Source organism: Trichococcus palustris (assembly GCF_900114465.1).
Classification (GTDB): Bacteria; Bacillota; Bacilli; order Lactobacillales; family Aerococcaceae; genus Trichococcus; species Trichococcus palustris.
On the sequence record NZ_FOTD01000026.1, the window covers coordinates 1 to 24,130 of the forward strand.

Below are 24,130 nucleotides of genomic sequence, written 5' to 3' on the forward strand. Positions count from 1 at the left end.
TTTGGGACGTGTATTCGGGATTGATGTAGACTACCTTTATACCAAGTTCCCGCGCCTTGTACTCAATAAAGGAAGACAATTCATGGAAAGTCCAGCTATGCAGGTTCGCTTTGTTTTTTCCTCTTAGCCTTGAGGTCCGACGGATGCCGGAAAGCTTTTCCAGATGGATGGTACCGCAGTTTTTTTCCACTGCGAAGGTGACGATCTGTCTGGAAAGCTTGTGGTTGATGTCCCGCATGATTCTGGATTCCTTGTCGTTGATGTTCCTGATTGCGTTAAGTTTTTTCTTTTTTCCCAATTGACGTCGCAGTTCTTTGTATTTCCTACGGAGACACTTGTTTTGTCGGCCGTTGCCAAAGAATTGGGTCTTTCCGTTGGAGGCGACTACGCCGACAGCCGGGCAAAGGATGCCTAGATCCACGCCAAGTATCCCGTCGCCTAAAAATTCCTCCGCTTCGGTATGGACGGAAATTTGCGCCATCCAATGGAAGCCTTTCTTCGTGATCCGCAATGCCCCCAATTTGGAGCCGGAAAGCAACGCGAATACTTCTTCCGGGATAATGGCCTTGATGGCCGTCTTCTTGGCTTTGCCTTCCACCATAAGCGGAAAACGGATGGCTTTTTCGTCCACCGAAAAATTCTGATTGTTGTACGAGAGCATTGGTTTCTTGAAGACGCATTTTCCGAATTGTTTGAGCTTGCTTTTGGCGTAGCGGATCAGTTCATTTTTCAGGACCGAAGGGATATCCGCTTCGATGTCTTTCGAGGTGACCTTTGGGAAACCTTCTTCGCTGATTGCCTGTTGAACCAATACGTTTGCCTGCCAGATATATTCCAATGAGAGCCTTTTCAGTTCCAGGGCCTGTGTCTTTGTCGGCTTCAATTTAATTTGGACCGTCTTCATCTTCGACACTTCTTTCCGTTGCTCGATATACCCCTATTATACGAACATATGTGCGAAAGTGCAAAAAAATAGCGTTTCTATCCCACCCCTAAAGGGGGTGGTGACAACACCGTGGTGGGCTTTCTCAGCGCCAAAGTCGGTAAGCGTGGTTAAGCGGGCCTTTGCCTTTGCCTAGATCAAGGCCGTCGCGGAGTGCCCCCGTAATGTACGCTTTTGCGTTCTGGATGCTGCGCTCCATGCTATGGCCCAACGCCAGGTTGGATGCAATCGCAGATGAAAGCGTACAGCCTGTTCCGTGTGTATTCGGATTGGCGATGCGCTCCGCTTCGAACCAGTGGGCGACGCCATCCGTATAGAGGAGATCATCGGCGGAGTCTTCCAGATGTCCGCCTTTCAGAAGCACACTCGTGTTCGCGGCCTGCGCGATGATTGCGGCCGCCTGCAACATATGCGCTTTCGTATGGATCGCCATACCGCTCAGCACTTCCGCTTCGGGAACATTCGGGGTGATCACATCCGCCAAGGGCAAGAGCAGTGTCTTCAGGGCCGTCCCGGCGTCGTCATTGAGCAGGCTGCTCCCGCTTGTCGCCACCATGACGGGATCGACCACGATGTTGACAGCTTTGTATTCGTTCAGCTTCTCCGCGATGACACGGATGATGTCCGCGTTTGAAACCATCCCTATCTTCACGGCATCGGGGCGGATATCGGTGAAGACGCAATCCAACTGTTGCGCCACAAATTCAGGCGTCGCATCCATGATACCGGCAACGCCCAGCGTGTTCTGCGCCGTCAAAGCCGTGATCACACTCATCCCATATACTTCATGTGCCATCATGGTCTTCAGATCCGCCTGGATGCCTGCGCCTCCACTGCTGTCCGAGCCCGCAATCGTCAAAACTGTTTTCATGTTCCCTTACCCCTTCCATTCCGAAAATGAATATATGTATTGTTCCGTCAATGCTTTTATTCTTGCGCTATCCTGATGAGCCGAATCGTCATGGACGCCGACCACTCGGAACCCGGCCCCCACAGCTGTTTCGACGGCATGCAAGGCATCCTCAAAGACTACCGTTGCTGCAATGGACACGCCCATTTTTTCGACGGCATTTTGGAAAATAAGCGGGCTATCCTTACCGGCCCTGACTTCGTTGGTGGTCAGGATGCCGCTGAAATAATCCAAAATACCCAACCGTTTCAGGGCGACCTCAACCAGTTCCCTTTCGGACGCTGTTGCGATGCACATCTTCACTTGCCGCCCCTTCAGCTTCGCCAGACATTCTACCACCCCGTCCTTCAGCGCTGCCTCATGCCGATAAAAGTCAGCCACTTGAGAAGTCACTTCGGCGATGATGGTTTCCTCGTCATCGGAAATGCCGTAGTGCTCCCTAAAATGGTGGGCCGCCTGCTGCAGGCTCAATGCCTTCACCGTTTCCCGCAGATCCCCGGCAGGTGTGATATTCTTTTTGAGCAGATAGGTTTCGCCGAGGCTGTCCCAGATACCCATGGAATCCAAAAGCGTCCCGTCCAAATCGAAGATGGCTCCCTCTATGTTCATTGGCCCACCATTTCCTCGGCCAGCGGACGCAGCTCTTTTACGGCTACCGTTATATCCGCTTGCGCAAAAATGGCGGATACGACGGCAACCCCATCGATGCCGCTGCCCTTCAGATTCAGGATGTTCCCTTTTGAAATGCCGCCGATCCCCACAACCGGTATCGTTACAGCTTCACAGATCGCCTGCAGCGTTTCGAAGGACAATGCGTCCGCATCCGGTTTGGTTGCTGTATCATAAACAGCGCCCACACCCAGATAGTCGGCTCCGTTCTGTTGCGCGGAGACGGCTTCCTCAACCGAGTGGGCGGAGACGCCCAATATTTTGCCCGCGCCGATTTTGCTGCGGACATCCCCCGCCTGCATGTCACTCTGCCCCACATGCACGCCGTCTGCATCGATCGCCAAAGCCACATCGACGGCATCATTGATGATGAAAGGGATATTGTGTCGGTTGGCGACGGCTTTCACTTCCTTGCCGAGCGCCACGAATGAATCAAAATCCAGTTCTTTCTCCCTCAATTGGACAAAGGTCACGCCGGCTTGAATCGCCTCATCGATTTGCGCCGCAAGGTTCTGTTTTCCCAGCCATTGGCGATCGGTGACGGCATAGAGCAGCATATCCGATTTATCTATGTTCAATCTTCACACCCCCCGCTAGTTTATCGGCTGACATCTTGCTGATTTCATCGATGATGTAGGCCCGATAACTGGACGTCCCGGCATCATTTTTTACCGCCTTTTCTTGTGCCAGCTCACCGCTCAAACCCATCAGGCAGACCGCAGTCGCCGTTGCATCCAGCAGGTTCTCCCGGTTCGCTCCGCAGAATGCGGCAATCAGCCCCGAAAGCATGCAGCCTGTTCCGGAAATTTTAGCCATGCTAGGATGCCCGTTGCGGATAACATAGGCTTTTTGGCTATCCGCAACGATGTCGATTGCCCCTGTTATCGCGATGACCGCATTTGTCCGTGCGCTCAGATCTTTGGCGAAGGCCACTGCTTCGGAAACGGTGTCCTCCGTGACAGCATCGCTGACATCCGCATCCACACCCTTTGTCGTGCCGCTGCCCGCATAGATTGTCTTCATTTCGGAGATGTTGCCCTTGATGACGGAAAAGGCAATCGTGTCGATCAGTTCGAACGTTGTTTCCGTCCGAAGCGCGGAGGCCCCCGCACCGACCGGATCCAACACGACCGGATGGGAGAGGCTGTTCGCTTTTTTCCCTGCCTTCAGCATGGAATGGATAGTCCTTTCGTTCAGTGTCCCGATGTTGAGGTTTAAAGCGGCACAAATCGCCGTGATCTCTTCCACTTCTTTGGGATCATCCGCCATGATCGGAGAACCTCCGGCCGCAAGCAACACATTCGCGACGTCGTTCACGGTTACGTAATTGGTGATGCAATGGACTAGCGGCGTTTCATTTTGAACATTTTCAAATATCTTTTTGAACATGTTGTACCTCCAAATATTTTATTTTGCATAAAAAAAAGCGGGAGTGCCCGAAAGGCATTCCCGCTGAATAGGTTCATTCAATGTTGTTTCCCTACGTTGGCATTATCCAAATCAGGTTATAGGTCGAAGTTGATGACTTCCTCTCAGCCTGCAGACACAAGCTCCCTTTTCCGTATGTAATTATGCTTTCATCTTAGCATAAAGAAAGTCCTTGTTCAAGATGGCATGCCGAAAAAAGAAGCCACACCGGATTGACGGCGTAGCTTCCTCGGTTGTTCATTATTTTGTGATTTTGGCAATCTTGCCTTGCGTCACATAGACCATCAGCACGGAAATGTCGGCTGGATTTACGCCGCTGATACGGCTTGCTTGAGCAATCGTTTCCGGTTGGATCTTTTTAAGATTCTGTTTGGCTTCATTCGCAATCCCGTTGATGGCATCGTAATCGATGTTTTCAGGGATGCGTTTTTCTTCCATCTTCTTCAATTTGACGACTTTTTCGGCTGCTTTCTTGATGTAGCCTGCATATTTGATCTGCACTTCGACTTGCTTCACTACGTCTTTCGGCAAAGCTTCTGCGAACGGCGCAAATTGGATCAAGCCTTCATAATTCAATTCCGGGCGTTTCAACAGATCTGCGAACAGAATACCATCCTTCAAAGCTGCAGAATTTTGTTCCGTCAAATAACTTTGCAGTTCTTCTGTCGGTTTCAGGCGGATGCTTTCCAGACGAGCAATTTCCGCTTCAACGGCTTGCTTTTTCGACAAGAAGAATTGGTAGCGTTCGTTCGTCACCAAACCTATTTCATGGCCCAACTCAGTCAGACGGAAATCGGCGTTGTCATGGCGAAGCAACAAGCGGTATTCTGCACGGGAAGTCAACAGACGATACGGTTCCATCGTCCCTTTGGTAACCAAGTCGTCGATCATGACGCCGATGTAGCCGTCGCTGCGCTTCAGGATAAGCGGTTCTTTACCTTGGACGGCCAAAGCTGCGTTGATGCCGGCGATGATGCCTTGCCCAGCGGCTTCTTCATAACCGGAAGTCCCATTTGTTTGGCCTGCCGTGAAGAGGTTCTTCACGAGTTTCGTTTCCAATGACAGACGCAATTGATGCGGTCTCACGACATCATATTCGATCGCATAGCCTGTGCGCATCATTTGTGCATTTTCCATCCCCGGAACGGAACGGATCAGATCAAGCTGAACATCTTCCGGCAAGGAGGTGGACAGCCCTTGTACGTATACTTCTTCGTTTTTACGGCCTTCCGGCTCCAGGAATAATTGGTGGCGCGGTTTGTCGCTGAAGCGGACGATTTTGTCTTCGATGGACGGGCAATAACGGGCACCCACGCCTTCGACGATGCCGGTAAACATCGGTGCACGGTGTAGATTGTCGCGGATGATGGTATGGCTTTCCGGACTTGTATACGTCAACCAGCAAGACAGTTGGTCTGTCAGGTAATCTTCATCCTTCGTCAAAAAGCTGAAGTGGTTTGGTTGACTGTCCCCCGGCTGCTCTTCCGTTTTAGAATAATCGATGGTGGATGCCATCACGCGCGGAGGCGTACCGGTTTTGAAACGCGCCAAATCAAAGCCTAATTCCAACAGATTCTCAGACAACTTGATGGACGGTTGCGAGTTGTTCGGGCCGGATGAATAGGCCAAATCCCCGATGATGATTTTGCCGCGGGAAGATGTACCGGCCGTGATGACGACGGCTCCCGCGCGGTAAACGGCCCCTGTATGGGTCACTACCCCTTTGACTTCACCGTCTTCGACGATCAATTCCTCGACGATGGCTTGCTTCAGCAAAAGGTTTTCTTGTTTTTCGATGGTGTATTTCATTTCGTGCGAATAGTCATTTTTATCGGCCTGGGCACGCAAGGCTTGAACAGCAGGACCTTTCCCTGTGTTCAACATCCGCATTTGGATATAGGTCTTATCGATGTTGCGGCCCATTTCTCCGCCCAAAGCATCGATTTCCCTTACAACGACACCTTTGGCCGGTCCCCCTATGGAAGGGTTGCAGGGCATAAAGGCTACCATATTCAAATCAATCGTGACCAACATGGTGTTGCAGCCCATCCGCGCTGCGGCGAGAGCCGCTTCCGATCCGGCATGTCCTGCCCCTACAACGATGACATCAAATTTTCCAGCTTCAAATCTATTCATCTTATAATTCCTTTCTTCTTATCAATCTATTTGGTGCTTCTATTTTCATTTTGTCTTTTTGTCGTGTTTAAACGCAATTCATCGTATCCTGTTTTAGTTGAGTTCTAAATCCTGTTTAGTTGAACTCTGAATTGCAGAACGGACGTCACTTCACACCTAGGGCTTAAATCTGAAAACCGCAGATTTTAGTCCTAGGTGCTCCAGTGATTCCGTTCTAAACGCAATTCATCGTATCCTGTTATTTTCCTAGGCAGAATTGGGTGAATAGTTGGGTCAGCAGTTCGTCTTGGACGCTGTCGCCGGTTATTTCGCCAAGGAGATCCCAACAGCGGGTGAAGTCGATTTGGACCAAATCGATCGGCATGCCGGCTTCGATGCCCTTCAGCACCTCATCCAAGGAATCCATCGCGTCGTTCAGTAAGGCGATATGACGGACATTGGATACATAAGTGGCGTCCGTTTCGCCCGTTTCGCCGCCGAAGAACATTTTCGTGATTTGTTTTTCCAATTGATCAAGACCGGCTTCGCTCAGCATGGATGTTTGGATGACTTTTTCTGTATCGCTCCATGGCTCCAGGTCTGCTGTCGTCATGTTGGGAGCCAAGTCCATTTTGTTCAATAGGATGATGCGGTTCATATCTTTGGTGTCTTCCAATAATTGTTTATCTTCTTCCGTCAGACCTTCGTTTTGGTTGATCAACAGCAAGATTAAATCGGCTTCCGCTAGGGCTTTGCGGCTGCGCTCCACCCCGATTTTTTCAACGACGTCTTCGGTTTCGCGGATACCGGCCGTATCGATCAGCTTCAAAGGAACGCCTCGGACATTGACATATTCCTCGATGGTGTCCCGGGTCGTACCAGCGATGTCGGTTACGATCGCTTTTTCTTCACGGATCAGGCGGTTCAGCAAACTGGATTTCCCTACGTTCGGGCGACCGATGATGGCTGTTTGAAGACCTTCACGTAAAATTTTCCCTTGTTTCGCCGTATCCAGCAGATGTTGGACATGCCCCTTCACTTCGATCGTTTTGTCCTTCAACAGCTTCGTCGTCACTTCTTCGACATCATCATATTCCGGATAATCGATGTTCACTTCGACTTCAGCCAACGTATTCAAAATGATCTGGCGGATATCTCTGATCATGCCTGAAAGTTTCCCATCCAATTGGTGCAGGGCAACATCCATCGCACGGTCCGTTTTCGCACGAATCAAATCCATAACGGCTTCCGCCTGGGACAAGTCGATCCGTCCATTCAGGAAAGCGCGTTTGGTGAATTCTCCGGGTTCCGCCATGCGCGCACCGTTTTGCAGAACGGTCTGCAGGATGCGGTTAACGCTGACGACTCCCCCATGGCAGTTGATTTCGACGACATCTTCTCTTGTGAAGGTCTTTGGTGCACGCATCACCGAAACCATCACTTCATCGATCATTTCGCCCGTGCGCGGATCGTATAGGTGTCCATAATTGATGGTGTGCGTTGGAACTTCGGCTAATTTCTTTGTTCCGGAACGGTATAGTTTATCGGCTATCTGCGTTGCTTGATCCCCGCTCAACCGGACAATCCCTATCGCGCCTTCTCCCGGTGGGGTTGAAATGGCGGCGATGGTATCAAATTCATTAATAATCACAAACAATCATCCTTTCTGAAATAATTTGATTGCATCCTTTGTATGTCTTTTACGATAATGTGCGCAAAAAAAGCGCCCACTCCCCCCATTGGTTTTCTGGGGGGAAAAGCACTTTGACTGCGTTTCACACTTTTTATTCTTTTATACGCTTGTTTTCTCTAGACTCTAGCAGATTATACAAGCTATTTTTTCGTTATGCAAGCATTTTAGCGTTCTTTTTTGTTATCTGATGTACAGATAGATGCCGCTCAAGATCACGCCGGCAACCAACAGGATGATGACATTGCGCAGATGTTTTTTACGGTTCACGTAGACACGCAAATGGATGTTCATCAAATCCATTACACCCAACAGAATAATCGTCAACACACCGACAAATCCCACAATCAGGGTAATCATCGACGCAATAAATATCAAATCTATAAAATTCATGGAAATCCTCCTAAAATGATATGCCATTATCTCAAAATACTATCCAACAAAACAATATGTTCAGTATAGCATAGCAAGTTGTTCAGGTTCCCTTTAAAAAAATACTAAATTGTGTCCATTTCTTTCATTAGTCGATGCGCAAAGCGATTTTCCCGGTTTGCTCAGCATCTTCCAGTCGTTGGAATGCTTTTTTGAAATCTTCGATTGGGTAGACGTCATCCACTACCGGGTGCAGCCCGTGTTCCGCCACAAAATGCAGCATCGCTTCATATTCTTCAAAGCTGCCCATTGTCGAGCCTTTCAGCGTGTATTGGCCATAAAAAAACTGGCGCAGATTGAAGATGACGGTATCGCCCGTTGAAGAACCGAATATGACGATGGTTCCCCCTTTACGCAAGGAATGCAGGGATTTGTCAAAGGTAGCAGCCCCAACCGATTCGATCACCACATCCACTTTTTCGCCGGCTAGCGCCGTCTCCCAGTTTTCGTCGCTCAGTACCCCTTTATCGGCGCCGCGCTCAAGGGCGCTTTGGAGTTTCTCTTCTGAACGGGAAGTCACGAATACCGTTGCGCCGGCTGCCTTCGCAAACTGCAACAAGTAATTCGCAACGCCTCCGCCGATTCCTGGAATCAGGACCTTCTTCCCTTGGGAGACTTCCCCTTTGGTGAATAAGGCCCGATACGCCGTCAAGGCAGAGAGCGAAAGGACGCCGGCTTCTTCCCAGGACAGATGGACCGGTTTTAAGACGGCATCCTCTTCGGAAACCACGATTTCTTCCGCCATAGCGCCACGCTCGGAGGATCCCAGGATGACGAACGTTTCAGGTGCGGCATCCGCATTTTCCCACCAGCCGCTGCCGGGGTATAGCATCACTTCATCCCCCACCTTGAACTTCGTCACACCCGCTCCGATTTCGGCAACAACACCCGCGGCATCCGATCCGATGGCAACCGGCTGCTCTTCATGCGCCTGTGCGAGCGCAAATAAATCACGATGGTTCAGTCCGGCGACTTTGATACGTACTTTTATGTCGTTTTTCCCTACGGATGGAATTGCCCGTTCTGCCCATTTCAATCCATCTATCCCTATCTGCCCACTATGTATCAAAGCCTTCATAAATACCCTCCTCAAATGATTTCCTATTATCATTCAGTATATCTTTTATTGCACGATAAGAAAAGTTGAACGGATGCTCTCACCCTGAAACCCAGCGATTCGCGGAACGAAGAATTCATGCTTTCCGAAACAGTCAACAAAGGGTCCGAGAAAAAATCCCGGACCCTCTCAGCTTATTTATTTTGTGTGAAACGGATTGCTTTTTCCCCGATATCGGAACGGTAGAAAGTATGCGCAATCGGATTGGCATCCAAATAACGATAGGCTTTATCCTGCGCTTCTTGCAGAGTGGCGCCTTGTGCAGCCACCAAGAAAATGCGTCCGCCATTGGAAACAAGGCCGTTTTCGCCTTCCTTCACGCCGGCAGCATAGACGGTGCAGTCCGCAGCTGCCGTATCCAGTTTCGGCAATGGGATGTCTTTCAGTGGTGCTTCAGGGTACCCTTCAGCGGCAACAACAACACCCAACGTGTAACGGTCGGTGTGCATTTCGATAACCGGATCTTTCCCGTTCAAGATATCATCGATCACTTGCGCCAAATCGGAAGCCATCTGGTGCATGATGACCTGCGTTTCTGGGTCGCCGAAACGGGCATTGAACTCGATGACTCTCAGGCCTTTTGCCGTGATCATCAATCCAGCGTAGACAACCCCTTTGAAAGGACGTCCTTCTGCAACCATCGCATCCACGGTCGGTTTTACGACCGTTTCCAGCACTTCTTGGATCAAGGCTTCAGAAACTTGAGGGACTGGGGAATAAGCTCCCATACCGCCCGTATTCGGGCCTTTGTCCCCGTCATAGGCGCGCTTGTGGTCCTGAGCAACTCCGCTGTAGTAGTATTTCGATCCGTTCGCAAGGGCGAACAAAGAGAATTCTTCCCCCTCAAGATATTCTTCGATGACCACTTTCGGTTTGCCGGCTGCGTATTTCCCTTCCAGCAACATGTCGCGTAAAGCATCCGTTGCTTCGGTCATCGTCATCGCGACGACAACCCCTTTACCAGCCGCCAATCCATCCGCTTTGATGACGATCGGCACACCTTGTGCTTCCACATATGCCAAAGCAGCAGCATGGTCTTCGAACGTTTCGTAGGCTGCAGTCGGGATGCCGTATTTCTTCATCAAATCTTTTGCGAATTGTTTCGAGCATTCCAGGTCTGCCGCTTTTTTGCTTGGTCCAAAGACTTTCAATCCTGCTGCATCAAATGCATCGGTCACGCCTTCAAACAGAGGGATTTCTGGTCCGACAAAAGTCCAAGCGACCTTTTCCGCTTTTACAAACTGAATCAACGCTTGATGGTCATTTTCTGCAATGTCAACCAATTGAATGCCGTCTTGCGCCATGCCAGGGTTTCCTTTAGCGCAATAAACGGTTTCCACCAACGGGCTTTCTGTGAATTTTTTTGCGATGGCATGTTCGCGGCCGCCACTGCCGATTACAAGAACTTTCATCTGTGGGATCCTCCAACCTTTTTGTATGAACCTATTTGTTTCCTAAATGCGTTCTGAATCTTAATAGTTGAGCTCTGAAACCTAGAAAAAGCTGCATCATTTATTTCAGCAACTGTTTTGTAGAAAGACCTCAAACGTCGCACTGTGACGTTTGAGTGCCTAAGTTGACACTCACACACGGGCAAAAAACGCCCGTTTAGTGTTTGTCCTCTTAGTGCTCGATTTCTACCGCGGGATTCATTGTCATGGCTCTTGCGATTTTAATCGCTTAGAGACATGATACACTTGGTCGTTTGCGACCACAGTGCATCCTTTTTTAAGCGAGTTCTGAAACCCAGACCCCTCCGCCTAACGCTGTTCATGCCCACCCAGCCAAAACCGGGCTGTTTGGTCCTGAACGTCGTTAGTGCTCGAACTCTGCGCGTAGGATTCATCACATCTTGTCTTTAGTGTCTGAAGTGTCTTACGTTTGTTTTCAGCATGGTGATGCCGTATTTGTTCGCCATTTCGATGGAATCTTTATCTTTGATGCTGCCGCCTGGTTGAACGATTGCTTTGATGCCATGTTGCGCTGCGTATTCGACGCTGTCATTCATCGGGAAGAAGGCATCGCTGGCCAGTACGGCACCTTCGATGGCATTGCTTGCTTCGGCTTGTTCAATCGCGATTTTAACGGATCCGACACGGTTCATTTGGCCGGCACCAATCCCGACAGTCTGTTTGCTGTTCGCCAAAACGATGGCATTGCTCTTCACGTGTTTAACGATTTTCCAGGCAAAGTCCATGGCTTTCATTTCATCTTCTGTCGGTTGACGGTCGGTCATCACTTCCCAATTGGACGGCACGTCATCCGTGTTGATGTCCTGTGTCTGTTCCAACATCCCACCCAGTACGGAAACAAATTCTTTTCCGCCTGCTTTTGCAGCTGAGAAATCCAACGTCATGATGCGGATGTTCTTTTTCTTCGTCAAGATTGCTAAGGCTTCTTCTGAATAGCTTGGAGCAAGAACGATTTCCAAGAACATGCTGTTCAGTTTTTCTGCTGTTGCAACATCCAATGGACGGTTGGCAACCACGATGCCACCGAAGATGGAAACCGGATCGGCTGCATAGCAACGGTCAAAGGCTTCATCGATGTTTTCGGCGATGCCGACGCCGCATGGATTCATATGTTTAACCGCAACCACTGCAGGTTCATCGAATTCACGCGCAATACGGATGGCAGCATCCGCATCTTTGATGTTGTTGTATGATAATTCTTTTCCGTGCAATTGAACGGCACTGGCAATCGAGAATGGCACTGCGATCGGCTCTTGGTAGAAGGTAGCTGTTTGATGGCCATTTTCGCCGTAACGCAGGCTTTGTTTCAAATCGTAGGTCAACGTTAATTTTTCAGGCTCTGTTTCGCCGACAACATTGGTCAAATACTGCGCAATCAAAGCGTCATAGCTTGCAGTGTGGCGGAATACTTTCGCTGCCAAAGCTTGGCGTGTTTCAAAAGTGGTTGCGCCTGTCGTTTCCAATTCGCTGATGACTTTATCATAATCGATAGGATCAGTGATGACCGTTACGCTGGCATAGTTTTTCGCTGCGCTGCGCAACATGCTCGGTCCGCCGATGTCGATATTTTCGATGGCATCCGCCAAGGTAACATCCTTTTTGCTGATTGTTTCTTTGAATGGATAAAGGTTCACCACGACGAAATCGATCGGTACAATGTTATGTTCTTTCATTGCCGACATGTGTTCAGGCAAATCGCGTCTGCCCAACAAACCGCCATGGATAAGGGGATGCAACGTTTTGACGCGGCCATCCATCATTTCCGGGAATCCTGTTACATCTTCAACAGAAATCGTTGGGACACCAGCATCTTCCAATGCCTTCTTGGTTCCGCCAGTTGAAATGATTTCAATGCCTTTCGCAACTAATGCTTGTGCAAATGCTACAATACCTGTTTTATCTGAAACACTGATTAATGCTCTTGTCACTATGTGTCACTCCTCAAATTTTATTCACTCTATATGGATATTCTGCCTTCAACAAAACGGAGGACATCCGCCAAGGCGAAGTCCTCATTTCATTTTCTGATCACTTATTTTTTTCAGCTAACTGTTGAATCACTTGCGGGAAGAGGCGGTGCTCCACTTGATGGATTCTCGTCTCCAAAGACTCCAAGGTGTCATCCGGCAGAATCGCAACCTTTTCCTGGGCGATGATCGGGCCGGTGTCGACACCTTCATCGACAAGGTGGACCGTAACGCCCGTTTCGGGAACACCCGCTTCAAAGGCATCTTGGATGCCATGTCTGCCCGGGAAAGACGGCAGCAAGGAAGGATGGATATTGACGATACGGTTGGCGTAGGCCGTCAACAAGGTCGGTCCGACAATACGCATATAGCCCGCCAACACAACCAGATCGACTGCCTCTTCATCCAGATGCTTCAAGATTTCATTCTCGTAGGCCATCCTGTCCTCGAAGCGTTTCGGGGTAAAGGTGATCACGGGAATGTTTAATTTTTTGGCGCGTTCAATCGCAAAGGCTTTCGGCTTGTCGCAGAACAGGAAGGCGATGGTTGCATCCACTTTGCCGGCCGCGACAGCATCAGCGATCGCTTGGAAATTAGAACCGTTTCCTGAAGCGAATATAGCTATCCTCATGCTTGAGCCTCTTTCAGGATAACCTCTTTTTCTGATTCTTTTGCAGCCACAGATCCGATCACGTAGCCTTTTTCATTGTTTTCTGCAAGGACAGCAAGCACTTCATCCGCATTTTCCGGCGCAACAGACAGAACCATGCCGATGCCCATGTTGAAGATTTCGTACATTTCAAGCGCTGGAATCTTTCCAAGATCTTGCATCACTTGGAAGATCGGCAATGCTGGCCAGCTGCCCAATTGGATTTCCGCTTGCACGTTTTCAGGAAGCATGCGCGGAACGTTTTCAACGAATCCGCCGCCGGTGATATGTGCTACACCATGCAGTAATTGTTTTTTGATCAACGGGAGCAAAGCATTCACATAGATTTTTGTAGGCGTCAATAACACGTCGCCCAACTCTTGATCATCCAACCCGGCAACTTTGTCCGTCAATTTATAGGAATTATCCTTGAAGAAGATTTTACGTACCAAAGAGTAGCCATTGGAGTGGATACCTGTCGAAGGAAGTCCGATCAGAACATCGCCTTCTTTGATCAATGCAGGGGACAACAAAGCATCTTTTTCCGCAACACCGACCGTAAAGCCAGCCAAGTCAAAGTCCTCTGGGTCATACATATCCGGCATTTCAGCTGTTTCGCCGCCGATCAGGGCAGCTCCGGCTTGTACGCAACCTTCTGCGACTCCGGCAACGATCTGCTCCAATTTTTCGGGACGGTTTTTGCCGACCGCTACATAATCCAAGAAATAAAGGGGTTCAGCACCTTGGGCAACGACGTCATTGACGCACATCGCCACGCAGTCGATCCCGATTGTATCGAATTTGCCAGCTTCGATGGCTAGCATCAGTTTTGTGCCGACGCCATCTGTACCGGATACGAGAACAGGCTTTTTATAGTTCAGTTCGGAAAGGTCAAAATTTCCGCCAAATCCGCCGACTTCGCCAAAAACACCAGGACGTTTGGTGCGGTCGATATGTTTTTTGATACGGCTTACCGTTTCATAGCCGGCTGTGACATCCACACCCGCTTTTGCATATGCGTTTTCCATTATTGTCCTCCCTTTAGATTCACTCTTTGAATCTCAGTCATATTGTTCACATAATCCGCTTCATAGTCATACAGGCCAGTCGGGTAATCCCCGTTGAAGCTATCCATGCACAAGCCTGAATACGGCATATCAAATTTCAATCCGATTGAATCGATCAAGCCTTCTTGACTAAGGAAAGCCAAGCTATCTGCACCGATATATTCGCATATTTCGTCAACGGTCATTTTAGCAGCGATCAGTTCAGCTGATTTGCTGATGTCGATGCCGTAAAAACTTGGGTAGATTAAAGGCGGGGAAGAGATGCGGACGTGCACTTCTTTCGCTCCCGCTTCTTTCAATAAAGTGACGATGCGTTTGCTGGTTGTGCCGCGTACGATGGAATCGTCCACCATGACGACGCTTTTCCCTTGGACAACGCCTTTGACAGCCGACAGTTTCATCTTAACGCCTAATTCACGCAGTTCCTGTGTCGGTTGGATGAAGGTACGGCCCACGTATTGGTTCTTGATCAGACCCATTTCATAAGGGGTGCCGCTCTCTTCGGCAAAACCGCTCGCAGCGGATAAGGAAGAGTTGGGCACACCGATGACGATGTCCGCAGTCAATGCCGGTGCTTCGATTGCCAGTCGTTTACCCATGCGTTTGCGTGCCGTATGCACGTTCACACCGGCGATATTGGAGTCCGGACGGGCGAAGTAGATGTATTCCATCGCTGCGATGGAAATCGTTGTATCATCCGTATATTTTTCGATGGTCAAGCCGTTTTCGTCAATGATCGCCAGTTCCCCGGCATTGACGTTGCGGACAAAGTCGGCACCGATCGTATCGATGGCACATGTTTCGCTGGCCATCACGTACGCGCCGTTCGGCAATTGTCCGATGACAAGCGGACGGAAAGAGTTCGGATCGACGGCGCCGAACATTTTTTCATCCGTCATAAGGATGTAGGTGAAGCCGCCTTTCACAAGATTCAGGCTTTCTTTGATTTTATCGATCAGCGTCTCTTTTTGGCTGCGTCTGACCAGATGCATCAATACTTCCGTATCGGAAGTGGAATGGAAAATCGCTCCATCCTCTTCCAGATTGCGGCGCAATGACTTCGCATTCACCAGGTTGCCGTTGTGGCAGATGGCGATGTCCATATCATAGAAATGGTATAGGAAAGGTTGGACATTTTCGATGCTGTTTTGCCCGGATGTGGAATAGCGCACGTGACCGATGGCGCGATTCCCTGTCAATCTTTTAAGATCATCTCCGTTTTTGAAGACTTCGCTGATCAACCCCAGATTGCGGTGGACCAGCAGTTTCCCTTCATCACAAGATACTATCCCCGCACCTTCTTGTCCGCGGTGCTGCAAGCTGTGCAAACCGAAATACGTCAATTGGCTGGCATTATCGTCTCCCCAAATGCCAAACACGCCGCATTCTTCGTTTAAGCTTTTTGTTTCAGCAAGCATGGAATAGCCTCCTCCCATTTCGTCTGTATTTCTTTCACTGATAAGTTGATTGTTTCATTTTCGGCAGCGATGTTCGCTTTTCCGTCATTCGTCACTGTCCCGATTTCTGTTGCAGCCGAACCGAAGATGGCTTCCACTGCAGCAACATTTTCAGGTTTCACAGTCAAGATGAAGCGGGATTGTGTTTCGCTGAATAAGAAAGTTTTATCCATGGCAACTGTTACGTCGAAGCCTAATGCTGTATCAAATACGCTTTCCATCAAACCGACAGCCAAGCCGCCTTCTGATAAATCATGCGCGCTTTCGATTAACCCAGCTTTGATCGCTTTTAGGACATTTGCTTGGTTTTCTTTTTCGACAGCCAAGTCGAAGTCCATCAATTTCCCTTCGATCTTGCCCAATTCCAATTTTTGCAATTCGGAACCGTTGAAGTCGGCTTTCGTATCGCCGATAAGGAAGATTCGGTCGCCGGCATTTTTGAATGCTTGGGTCGTGATATGTGCAATATCTTCGATCAGACCGACCATCCCGATCATTGGTGTCGGATAGATGGCTTCGCCATCCGTTTCGTTGTATAGCGATACATTACCTGAAATGACTGGCGTATCCAATTGGCGGCAAGCTTCAGAAATGCCGTCTGCGGAAGTGCTCAACTCCCAGAAGATTTCCGGTTTATCCGGATTTCCGTAGTTCAGGCAGTCTGTGATCGCTAATGGTTTTCCGCCGCTGGCAACGATGTTACGGGCAGCTTCTGCAACCGCAATCTGTCCACCGATTTCAGGATTCAAGTACAAGTAACGGCCGTTGCAGTCCGTCGTCATCGCGATCGCTTTTTTCGTTCCGCGGACGCGGACAACAGCAGCATCGCTTCCCGGTCCCACAACCGTGCTGGTGCGAACCATGGAATCATACGTTTGATAAATGTTCTTCTTGGAAGCAAGCGTCGGTTGTTGCAACAGGGTAGCCAAAGTGTCTGCAGCCGATGTGAAGACCGGTTTGTAGTCTGCCATCGCAGCAAATGCAGCGATACGCGCAGGCTCTTGCGTTGGTTTTTGGTAAACTGGTGCATCCTCAGCCAAAGCATCAACCGGCAGGTTTGCCACTTCTTTTCCATGGTGGTACAGACGGTACATGCCGTCATCCGTCACTTCGCCGATGACAACAGCATCCAATTCATACTTTTTGAACAAATCGATGATGCGTTGTTCTTCGCCTTTCTTGATGCACAACAACATGCGTTCTTGTGATTCGGAAAGCATCATTTCGTAAGGAGTCATTTCGGTTTCGCGTTGCGGAACATCATCCAAGTTCAAGATCAGGCCGCTGCCTGCTTTAGATGCCATTTCAGAACTTGATGAAACAAGCCCGGCAGCACCCATATCCTGGATTCCGATTAAAGCGTCAGAGTAGTCATAGATGCATTCCAAACAAGCTTCCATCAATAATTTTTCCATGAATGGATCGCCTACTTGGACAGCAGAACGTTGTGATTCTTCCTCTTCTTTGAATTCAACTGATGCAAAAGTGGCACCATGGATACCGTCACGGCCTGTTTTTGCGCCGACGTACATGATCGTGTTTCCGATACCTTTTGCTTGCCCTTTTTGCATATCTTTTTGGTCGATCAGACCGACGCACATAGCGTTAACCAAAGGGTTCCCTCTGTAGCAAGGATCAAAAACAGTTTCCCCGCCGACAGTCGGAATACCGATACAGTTGCCGTAACCGCTGATGCCGGCTACAACTTCTTCAAAGATATACTTTGTGCGTTCATTGTCCAATTCGCCGAAACGCAAGGAATCAAGGATAGCGATCGGACGTGCACCCATACTGAAGATGTCGCGGATGATTCCGCCGACACCGGTAGCTGCGCCTTCATACGGTTCAACAGCGGATGGATGGTTATGGCTTTCCGCTTTGAAAACAACGGCTTGGCCATCGCCGATATCCACGATACCGGCACCTTCGCCAGGTCCTTGCAATACTTGCGGGCCTGAAGTAGGGAATTTTCTTAAAATCGGTTTTGAATTTTTATAAGAGCAGTGTTCGCTCCACATAACGGAAAACAGACCCGTTTCCGTATAGTTCGGTAAACGGTGCAAAATATCGTTGCTGATGGTTCCGTACTCTTCGTCGGTCAAACCCCATTCACGATATATTTTCAGATCTTTTACTTGTTCGGGTGTCGGTTCCAAAAAGGCCATTATTTGCACAGCTCCTTCTTATAATTTTCATACATTGACTGGAATAAGCGTAAGCCATCAGCTGAGCCCAACAATTCTTCAACGGCACGTTCCGGATGGGGCATCATGCCCAACACATTGCCTTGCTTATTGATGATGCCTGCGATATTTTCGATACTCCCATTTGGGTTTCCATTTGCGTAAGTGAAGACGATTTGGTCGTTGTCTTTCAATTCCTGCAGCGTTTCAGCATCGCAATAGTAGTTGCCTTCACCGTGCGCGATAGGGATGGTGATGATTTCCCCTTCTTCGTATGCGGAGGTAAATTGTGTGTTTGTATTTTCGACCCTCAGATCCTGTTGTTTGGAAATGAATTTCAATGAATCATTGCGGCGCAATGCTCCCGGCAACAAACCGGCTTCCGTCAAAATTTGGAATCCGTTGCAGGTTCCGAAAACAGGTTTGCCTGCTTCGGCAAAACGGATCACTTCATCCATGATATTGGAGAAACGAGCGATGGCACCTGTGCGCAGATAATCGCCATAAGAGAAACCTCCCGGAAGCAATACCGCATCAAAGCCTTCCAGACTGGTTTCGTAGTGTTGAACATATTCCGCATCTACCCCAAGGATATCTTTCACAGCTGCATACATATCTAAATCACAATTTGATCCAGGAAAAACGATGACAGCGAATTTCATTAAGCTTCAACCTCCTGAATGTCATAACGGTATGTTTCCATTACTACGTTTGCCAACAGTTTGTCGCAGATTTCTTCGATTACTTGCTCAACATTTTCTTCGTCTTTAGAGACTTGAATTTCAAAGTATTTCCCGATGCGGATATCTTCGATTGTTTCATAGCCCATACGGTGAACGGCACCTTTGACTGCTTCCCCTTGTGGATCTAAAACTGAATCTTTGTATGTTACGTAAACTGTTACTTTGTACATGTTCAAACTCCTCACTTTTCTCTTCTGATGGATTGGTTAGTTGTTTTTGTCTGGTTGTATTGGTTGTATTGGTTGTATTGGTTATTTTGACATTTTGTTCAGTCGGTCTAATACTTCTACGTAAACCGGAATGATGTCCCCTAAGTCACGGCGATAAATATCTTTGTCCAAATGTTCATTGGTCTCGATATCCCATAAACGGCAAGTATCCGGTGAGATTTCATCGGCAAGGATGATTTTCCCATCAGCGGTTTTCCCAAATTCAATCTTGAAGTCGATCAAGCGGATACCGATTTTTTTGAACATCTCGACTAATGCGGCATTGATCTCCAATGCTTGCTTTTTGATTTCTGCAACTTCTTCATCGCTTGCGACCGCAAGCGCCTTGACATGTGCATCGTTGATGAACGGATCGTTCAATGCGTCGTTTTTGTAATAGAATTCCAGGACTGGGAATGGTAAGTCAATTCCTTCTTCCATACCGAAGCGTTTTGCGAAACTTCCAGCTGAAACGTTACGGACAACGACTTCCAATGCGTACATATCAACTTTTTTCACCAATTGTTCGGTTTCTGATAACTCTTGGATGTAATGGCTCGAAATCCCCTTTGCAGCCAAATACTCGAAGATGCGGCCGGTAATTTGGTTGTTGAGTCTGCCTTTGCCTTCAATAGCGTCCTTCTTCACACCATTCAATGCAGTCGCCTGATTTAAATACTCTGCCAAAAGAACATTTTCTTGGTCTGTTGCGTACATCTTCTTAGCTTTCCCAGTATAGAGCAATTCTTTTCTTTCCATTATCCCCGTCCCTTTCTAAATCCGAACATTAAATTATATACTAGTGTTTTTCATTCGTATATATTGTATCATCTAACATCCGGTTGTCAATGACATTTTCATCATTAAAGAAAAAACATTTTTCAAAACTATAACAATAAAATTATGAATTACCATTCAAAAAAAAGGCCGGAACCATGGCTCCAGCCTTTTGCATTAGTCGCCTAAGCCCAGTCTTTCAAAGACTTCGTCGACATGATTCAAATGATAGTTATAGTCGAAGGCATCATCGATGTCTTCTTTAGTCAATTTAGACATAATTTTTTCGTCTTGTTCCAATAATGGACGGAAAGCCGTCTGGTTATCCCAAGACAAGGCTGTTTTTGGTTGCACCAAGTCATACGCTTCTTCACGGCTCATGCCTTTGTCGATCAATTTCAACAGAACGCGTTGGCTGTAGATCAAACCGAATGTTGCGTTCATGTTGCGGATCATGTTTTCAGGGAAAACAGTCAGGTTCTTCACGATGTTCGCAAAGCGATTTAATTGATAGTTCAATAAAGTCGTAGCATCCGGCAAGATAATCCGTTCTGCAGATGAATGCGAGATGTCGCGTTCGTGCCATAGGGGTACATCTTCGTATGCCGTAACCATGTACCCGCGGATCACGCGTGCAAGGCCGACCATATTTTCAGACCCGATAGGGTTGCGTTTGTGCGGCATAGCGGATGAGCCTTTTTGACCTTTTGCGAAGAATTCTTCCACTTCACGTGTTTCCGATTTTTGCAAACCACGGATTTCGGTAGCGAAACGTTCAACGCTTGTTGCGATCAAAGCGATTGTAGCAACGTATTCAGCATGAAGATCGCGCGGCAATACTTGCGTTGAAATCTCTTGCGGTCTTGTGCCCAGTTTTCCGCAGACATACTCTTCCACAAAGGGAGGGATGTTCGCAAACGTTCCTACTGCACCGCTGATTTTGCCGGCTTCCACGCCTTTGGCAGCATGCTCGAAGCGTTCGATGTTGCGTTTCATTTCGGAGTACCAAGTAGCCAATTTCAAACCGAAGGTAGTCGGTTCTGCATGCACACCATGTGTACGGCCCATGCATACTGTTTTTTTGTGCTCTTTTGCTTTGTTGCCGATGATTTCCAACAAGTTCTGCAAATCTTTGCGGATAATATCGTTCGCTTGCTTCAATTGATAGCCGTATGCCGTATCGACAACGTCGGTACTGGTCAAGCCATAGTGGACCCATTTTCTTTCTTCGCCCAATGATTCGGAAACAGAGCGTGTGAAAGCGACAACGTCATGTCTTGTTTCCTTTTCGATCTCTAAAATGCGTTCGATGTCGAAGGTTGCATTTGCGCGAATTTTTTCTACGTCTTCCATCGGAATCTCGCCTAAAACTGCCCAAGCTTCATCCGCTAAAATTTCGACTTCCAACCAGCAGTTATAGCGGTTTTGTTCTGACCAAACTGCAGCCATTTCGGGGCGTGTATAACGTGTAATCATATTAAATTGTTCCTCCGTTCCAAATTCCAGTGCTGTCTATATCTTTCAGTGTTTCTTCTAAATCATCCGTCAAGATGGTGATGTGACCCATTTTTCGGTCTGTGCGGGATTCCGCTTTTCCATAGTAATGGAAAGACCAATCCGCTTTTTTCTCACGGGCGGCAATGGTGCCTTCCATGTGTTGCCCTAAAATATTGACCATGATGGCGGGCGACAATAAGCGTCCTTTTGGCATCGGCAAACCGGCCACAGCTTGAATATGCGCATCAAATTGGGAAAGCGTCATCGCTTCAATGGTGTAATGACCTGAATTATGCGGACGAGGCGCCAGTTCGTTAATATAGATGGCATCGTCTTCCGTTAAAAACATTTCAATCCCCAAGGTTCCGACCAATTGTAGAGCGTCAGCAATCTGTTGCGCTGCCTTCACTGCTTTATCGGCAACCGCCGGCGAAACGCGCGCGGGAACAATCGACTCGTGCAAAATATTGTTTACGTGGATATTTTCGGAGACAGGGAAGACGGTGGCTTCCCCCTTTTGATTGCGGACAATCATAACCGAAAGTTCCTTCGAGAAGGGAACCCAAGCTTCCAAAACGCAGATGCTGTTGGCGGCTAATTTCCCCGCTTCTTCCTTATCGGCCTCTGATTTCAGAACAACCTGTCCCTTACCATCATACCCGAAACGGGTCGTTTTTAAAACACTGGGATAGCCGATTTTTTCAATCGCCGCATCCAGTTGTTCTTCGGTTTCCACGACCGCGAAGGCTGCAATCGAAACCCCTGCGGACTCCAAAAATTGTTTCTCTTTGATGCGGTCCTGTGTAATCGTCAATATTTCGCTGCCTTGCGGTATGGCCGTCAGATCCTCGACCGCTTGCAGCGCTGCCGCATCGATATTTTCAAATTCAAATGTCACGACATCCGCTTTTGTTGCTAATTCACGCAAAGCCTCTGCATTCGCATAATCGGCAAGGATATGCCAATCGGATACTTGTGCTGCCGGGCAATTTTCACCTGGATCCAAGATTCCGACAGTGAACCCCATTCTTTTCGCTGATTGGGCCATCATGCGCCCTAATTGTCCGCCACCGATGATTCCAATGACATCTCCTGGTTTCAATACTTTATACAAGGTCTTCACTGCTTTCCAATACTTTTTGTTTTAGCATTTCTCGTCTTGCTTCCAATTGTTCGGCCAATTTTTTATCTTCAATAGAAAGAATCTGAACAGCAAGCAAGCCTGCATTCGTAGCGCCCGCTTTCCCGATCGCCACAGTCGCAACCGGTACGCCGCCCGGCATTTGTACGATGGATAATAATGAGTCCATTCCGCTCAACGCACGGGATTGGACCGGTACGCCGATGACCGGCAAAGTTGTTTTCGCTGCAATCATCCCAGGCAGATGAGCCGCTCCACCAGCTCCGGCAATAATGACCTTTGTGCCGGAATCTCTTGCCTGTTCAGCAAAAGTGAACATCAAATCTGGTGTCCGATGCGCCGATACCACCTTTTTTTCATATGCTATGCCAAATTCATCCAGAATCAGACAAGCTTCTTTCATAGTTTCCCAGTCAGAGGTGCTTCCCATAACGACAGAGACGACAGTGTTCATCCATTCTTCCCCCAGTCTATTTTTTTCATTTTTAATATAGCACAATAAACATATTTATTCCAAACGTTTTTGCATACATAACCTAATTTTGTTCGGAATTTAGCCTATTTTTTTGTTTTGCATTCCGTATTCCCTTGCTTTACCCATAAATCCATCCGCGTGTGTCTTTTTCTTTCCGATTCCCCGTTCCGCGGAAAGATCTTTTTGTGGAATATTTACGGAAACGGTTGTTTCAATCAGGGTATTTTCTTGTCTTTCTGGGGCGTCGATATGATAAAATGACGGTGTGAAAACCCATTCATTACCGAATGTTGAAATCGCCCTTTTTATTTTGCGTTTTATCATATAAAATAAATAAAATAATATTGCCTGATTCTTTTTTTATGACATATGAATAAACAGTCAAGTGACAAAATTATAGGAGGAACCGATCATCATGAATAAATTCTTTGACATCTATATGGATCTGAAAAAGAAAATCGAACATTCAGAATTTGTGGCTGGTTCTCTCTTGCCCAGCGAAAAGACGCTCTCCGAGTCCTATAATGTTTCCAGGGAAACGACAAGAAAAGCTTTGACTTTGTTGCTGGAGGACGGATATATCCATAAGAAGCAAGGTAAAGGATCGATCGTATTGGATATCCACCGCTTCAATTTTCCCCTTTCCGGTTTGACGAGCTTCAAGGAACTGCAGGAATCTCAGAACATCCCAAACGAAACAATCGTCATCAAAAATAAAATCGAAACCATCCCGGAATTTCTGGCGGACGCTTTGAACGTGAAGCCGGATCAAAAAGTTATCTCGCTGGTTCGCTTGCGGAAAATTGCCGGCGAAGTCATCATCTTGGACAAAGACTATCTGTTCAACGATATCGTCGAACAGATCCCTTCAGAAGCCGCAGAAAATTCCATTTATGAATATTTAGAAAATGAATTGCATCTGAACATCGCTTATGCCAAGAAGGAATTCGTTGTGGAGCCTGTCACACGCGAAGACCGCAAACTGATGAGTCTGAGGGACGATACGCATGTAGTCGTCGTAAAAAGCGAAGTCTATTTGGAAGACACCCGTCTCTTCCAATACACGGAATCACGCCACCGGCTGGATCGGTTCAAATTCGTTGAATTCGCCCGCAGAAAAAGCAGCCTGTGAAAATCCTTATCTGAATAACCAAAAGAGGTTGGGACAAAACCCAACTGAATAATGAAA

General features: G+C 47.9%; 22 protein-coding genes and 1 riboswitch. Of the genes, 1 reads left to right on the forward strand and 21 read right to left on the reverse strand.

Features of this window, described 5'->3' with window-relative positions; all coding sequences use genetic code 11:
• From BM101_RS12445 to purE, 21 genes are all read right to left on the reverse strand, one after another.
• The coding region (locus BM101_RS12445; RefSeq protein WP_093399869.1) for an RNA-guided endonuclease InsQ/TnpB family protein at window positions 1-904 on the reverse strand (904 nt) is incomplete at its 3' end.
• A 124-nt stretch (window positions 905-1,028) separates the two neighbouring features.
• Window positions 1,029-1,814 (reverse strand): bifunctional hydroxymethylpyrimidine kinase/phosphomethylpyrimidine kinase, encoded by a 786-nt coding sequence (gene thiD / locus BM101_RS14275; protein WP_087034224.1) that lies wholly within the window; start codon window positions 1,812-1,814, stop codon window positions 1,029-1,031.
• A gap of 6 nt (window positions 1,815-1,820) precedes the next feature.
• Window positions 1,821-2,462 carry an HAD family hydrolase gene (locus tag BM101_RS14280; protein ID WP_087034223.1) on the reverse strand — a complete coding sequence of 214 codons (642 nt, stop codon included), beginning with the start codon at window positions 2,460-2,462 and terminating at the stop codon, window positions 1,821-1,823.
• Window positions 2,459-3,100 (reverse strand): thiamine phosphate synthase, encoded by a 642-nt coding sequence (gene thiE / locus BM101_RS12455; RefSeq protein WP_087034222.1) that lies wholly within the window; start codon window positions 3,098-3,100, stop codon window positions 2,459-2,461. The genes BM101_RS14280 and thiE overlap by 4 nt, the downstream gene beginning before the upstream one ends.
• Window positions 3,087-3,911 (reverse strand): hydroxyethylthiazole kinase, encoded by an 825-nt coding sequence (gene thiM, locus BM101_RS12460; RefSeq protein ID WP_087034221.1) that lies wholly within the window; start codon window positions 3,909-3,911, stop codon window positions 3,087-3,089. Before thiM ends, thiE begins: the two co-directional genes overlap by 14 nt.
• A gap of 71 nt (window positions 3,912-3,982) precedes the next feature.
• A riboswitch (TPP riboswitch) is annotated at window positions 3,983-4,089 on the reverse strand.
• Window positions 4,090-4,190: 101 nt separating this feature from the next.
• Complete coding sequence (mnmG, locus tag BM101_RS12465; protein ID WP_087034220.1) at window positions 4,191-6,086, reverse strand: tRNA uridine-5-carboxymethylaminomethyl(34) synthesis enzyme MnmG; 1,896 nt, start codon at window positions 6,084-6,086, stop codon at window positions 4,191-4,193.
• Between the two features lie 238 nt (window positions 6,087-6,324).
• Window positions 6,325-7,713 (reverse strand): tRNA uridine-5-carboxymethylaminomethyl(34) synthesis GTPase MnmE, encoded by a 1,389-nt coding sequence (gene mnmE, locus BM101_RS12470; RefSeq protein WP_087034238.1) that lies wholly within the window; start codon window positions 7,711-7,713, stop codon window positions 6,325-6,327.
• A 225-nt stretch (window positions 7,714-7,938) separates the two neighbouring features.
• Complete coding sequence (locus tag BM101_RS12475) at window positions 7,939-8,148, reverse strand: hypothetical protein (protein WP_087034219.1); 210 nt, start codon at window positions 8,146-8,148, stop codon at window positions 7,939-7,941.
• Between the two features lie 127 nt (window positions 8,149-8,275).
• Window positions 8,276-9,265: a zinc-binding dehydrogenase gene (locus tag BM101_RS12480; protein WP_087034218.1), complete on the reverse strand. Its 990-nt coding sequence runs from the start codon at window positions 9,263-9,265 to the stop codon at window positions 8,276-8,278.
• 173 nt (window positions 9,266-9,438) lie between these two features.
• A complete protein-coding gene (gene purD, locus BM101_RS12485; protein ID WP_087034217.1) occupies window positions 9,439-10,716 on the reverse strand; it encodes a phosphoribosylamine--glycine ligase in 1,278 nt (425 codons plus the stop codon).
• Window positions 10,717-11,162: 446 nt separating this feature from the next.
• Entirely contained in the window at window positions 11,163-12,704 is a 1,542-nt protein-coding gene (purH, locus tag BM101_RS12490; RefSeq protein WP_177194515.1) for a bifunctional phosphoribosylaminoimidazolecarboxamide formyltransferase/IMP cyclohydrolase, read from the reverse strand.
• A gap of 100 nt (window positions 12,705-12,804) precedes the next feature.
• Window positions 12,805-13,374, reverse strand: coding sequence for a phosphoribosylglycinamide formyltransferase (gene purN, locus BM101_RS12495; protein ID WP_087034215.1), 570 nt, complete (start codon window positions 13,372-13,374; stop codon window positions 12,805-12,807).
• On the reverse strand, window positions 13,371-14,420 hold the full coding sequence (gene purM / locus BM101_RS12500; protein ID WP_087034214.1) for a phosphoribosylformylglycinamidine cyclo-ligase: 1,050 nt from the start codon (window positions 14,418-14,420) through the stop codon (window positions 13,371-13,373). Before purM ends, purN begins: the two co-directional genes overlap by 4 nt.
• Window positions 14,420-15,877, reverse strand: a complete 1,458-nt coding sequence (purF, locus tag BM101_RS12505; protein WP_087034213.1) for an amidophosphoribosyltransferase — start codon at window positions 15,875-15,877, stop codon at window positions 14,420-14,422. The genes purM and purF overlap by 1 nt, the downstream gene beginning before the upstream one ends.
• Window positions 15,853-18,081 (reverse strand): phosphoribosylformylglycinamidine synthase subunit PurL, encoded by a 2,229-nt coding sequence (purL, locus tag BM101_RS12510; protein ID WP_087034212.1) that lies wholly within the window; start codon window positions 18,079-18,081, stop codon window positions 15,853-15,855. Before purL ends, purF begins: the two co-directional genes overlap by 25 nt.
• Window positions 18,081-18,761: a phosphoribosylformylglycinamidine synthase subunit PurQ gene (purQ, locus tag BM101_RS12515; RefSeq protein WP_087034211.1), complete on the reverse strand. Its 681-nt coding sequence runs from the start codon at window positions 18,759-18,761 to the stop codon at window positions 18,081-18,083. The genes purL and purQ overlap by 1 nt, the downstream gene beginning before the upstream one ends.
• The gene (gene purS / locus BM101_RS12520) at window positions 18,761-19,012 is read right to left on the reverse strand and encodes a phosphoribosylformylglycinamidine synthase subunit PurS (protein ID WP_087034210.1); all 252 of its coding nucleotides are present in this window, start codon (window positions 19,010-19,012) and stop codon (window positions 18,761-18,763) included. Before purS ends, purQ begins: the two co-directional genes overlap by 1 nt.
• Window positions 19,013-19,093: 81 nt before the next feature.
• Window positions 19,094-19,810, reverse strand: a complete 717-nt coding sequence (gene purC / locus BM101_RS12525; protein WP_087034209.1) for a phosphoribosylaminoimidazolesuccinocarboxamide synthase — start codon at window positions 19,808-19,810, stop codon at window positions 19,094-19,096.
• A gap of 195 nt (window positions 19,811-20,005) precedes the next feature.
• The gene (gene purB, locus BM101_RS12530; RefSeq protein WP_087034208.1) at window positions 20,006-21,304 is read right to left on the reverse strand and encodes an adenylosuccinate lyase; all 1,299 of its coding nucleotides are present in this window, start codon (window positions 21,302-21,304) and stop codon (window positions 20,006-20,008) included.
• 1 nt (window position 21,305) lies between these two features.
• Window positions 21,306-22,439 carry a 5-(carboxyamino)imidazole ribonucleotide synthase gene (purK, locus tag BM101_RS12535; RefSeq protein ID WP_087034207.1) on the reverse strand — a complete coding sequence of 378 codons (1,134 nt, stop codon included), beginning with the start codon at window positions 22,437-22,439 and terminating at the stop codon, window positions 21,306-21,308.
• Window positions 22,432-22,920: a 5-(carboxyamino)imidazole ribonucleotide mutase gene (purE, locus tag BM101_RS12540; protein WP_087034206.1), complete on the reverse strand. Its 489-nt coding sequence runs from the start codon at window positions 22,918-22,920 to the stop codon at window positions 22,432-22,434. Before purE ends, purK begins: the two co-directional genes overlap by 8 nt.
• Window positions 22,921-23,356: 436 nt before the next feature.
• Here purE and treR point away from each other — a divergent pair, with 436 nt between their 5' ends.
• Window positions 23,357-24,073 carry a trehalose operon repressor gene (treR, locus tag BM101_RS12550; protein WP_087034204.1) on the forward strand — a complete coding sequence of 239 codons (717 nt, stop codon included), beginning with the start codon at window positions 23,357-23,359 and terminating at the stop codon, window positions 24,071-24,073.
• Window positions 24,074-24,130 lie beyond the last annotated feature (57 nt).

Bases quoted from the DNA above. Each gene is read 5' to 3' on its own strand.
- thiD (WP_087034224.1), bottom strand. From the start codon at position 1,814: ATGAAAACAGTTTTGACGATTGCGGGCTCGGACAGCAGTGGAGGCGCA.
- BM101_RS14280 (WP_087034223.1), bottom strand. From the start codon at position 2,462: ATGAACATAGAGGGAGCCATCTTCGATTTGGACGGGACGCTTTTGGAT.
- thiM (WP_087034221.1), bottom strand. From the start codon at position 3,911: ATGTTCAAAAAGATATTTGAAAATGTTCAAAATGAAACGCCGCTAGTC.
- mnmG (WP_087034220.1), bottom strand. From the start codon at position 6,086: ATGAATAGATTTGAAGCTGGAAAATTTGATGTCATCGTTGTAGGGGCA.
- BM101_RS12475 (WP_087034219.1), bottom strand. From the start codon at position 8,148: ATGAATTTTATAGATTTGATATTTATTGCGTCGATGATTACCCTGATT.
- BM101_RS12480 (WP_087034218.1), bottom strand. From the start codon at position 9,265: ATGAAGGCTTTGATACATAGTGGGCAGATAGGGATAGATGGATTGAAA.
- purD (WP_087034217.1), bottom strand. From the start codon at position 10,716: ATGAAAGTTCTTGTAATCGGCAGTGGCGGCCGCGAACATGCCATCGCA.
- purN (WP_087034215.1), bottom strand. From the start codon at position 13,374: ATGAGGATAGCTATATTCGCTTCAGGAAACGGTTCTAATTTCCAAGCG.
- purM (WP_087034214.1), bottom strand. From the start codon at position 14,420: ATGGAAAACGCATATGCAAAAGCGGGTGTGGATGTCACAGCCGGCTAT.
- purF (WP_087034213.1), bottom strand. From the start codon at position 15,877: ATGCTTGCTGAAACAAAAAGCTTAAACGAAGAATGCGGCGTGTTTGGC.
- purL (WP_087034212.1), bottom strand. From the start codon at position 18,081: ATGGCCTTTTTGGAACCGACACCCGAACAAGTAAAAGATCTGAAAATA.
- purQ (WP_087034211.1), bottom strand. From the start codon at position 18,761: ATGAAATTCGCTGTCATCGTTTTTCCTGGATCAAATTGTGATTTAGAT.
- purS (WP_087034210.1), bottom strand. From the start codon at position 19,012: ATGTACAAAGTAACAGTTTACGTAACATACAAAGATTCAGTTTTAGAT.
- purC (WP_087034209.1), bottom strand. From the start codon at position 19,810: ATGGAAAGAAAAGAATTGCTCTATACTGGGAAAGCTAAGAAGATGTAC.
- purB (WP_087034208.1), bottom strand. From the start codon at position 21,304: ATGATTACACGTTATACACGCCCCGAAATGGCTGCAGTTTGGTCAGAA.
- purE (WP_087034206.1), bottom strand. From the start codon at position 22,920: ATGAACACTGTCGTCTCTGTCGTTATGGGAAGCACCTCTGACTGGGAA.
- treR (WP_087034204.1), top strand. From the start codon at position 23,357: ATGAATAAATTCTTTGACATCTATATGGATCTGAAAAAGAAAATCGAA.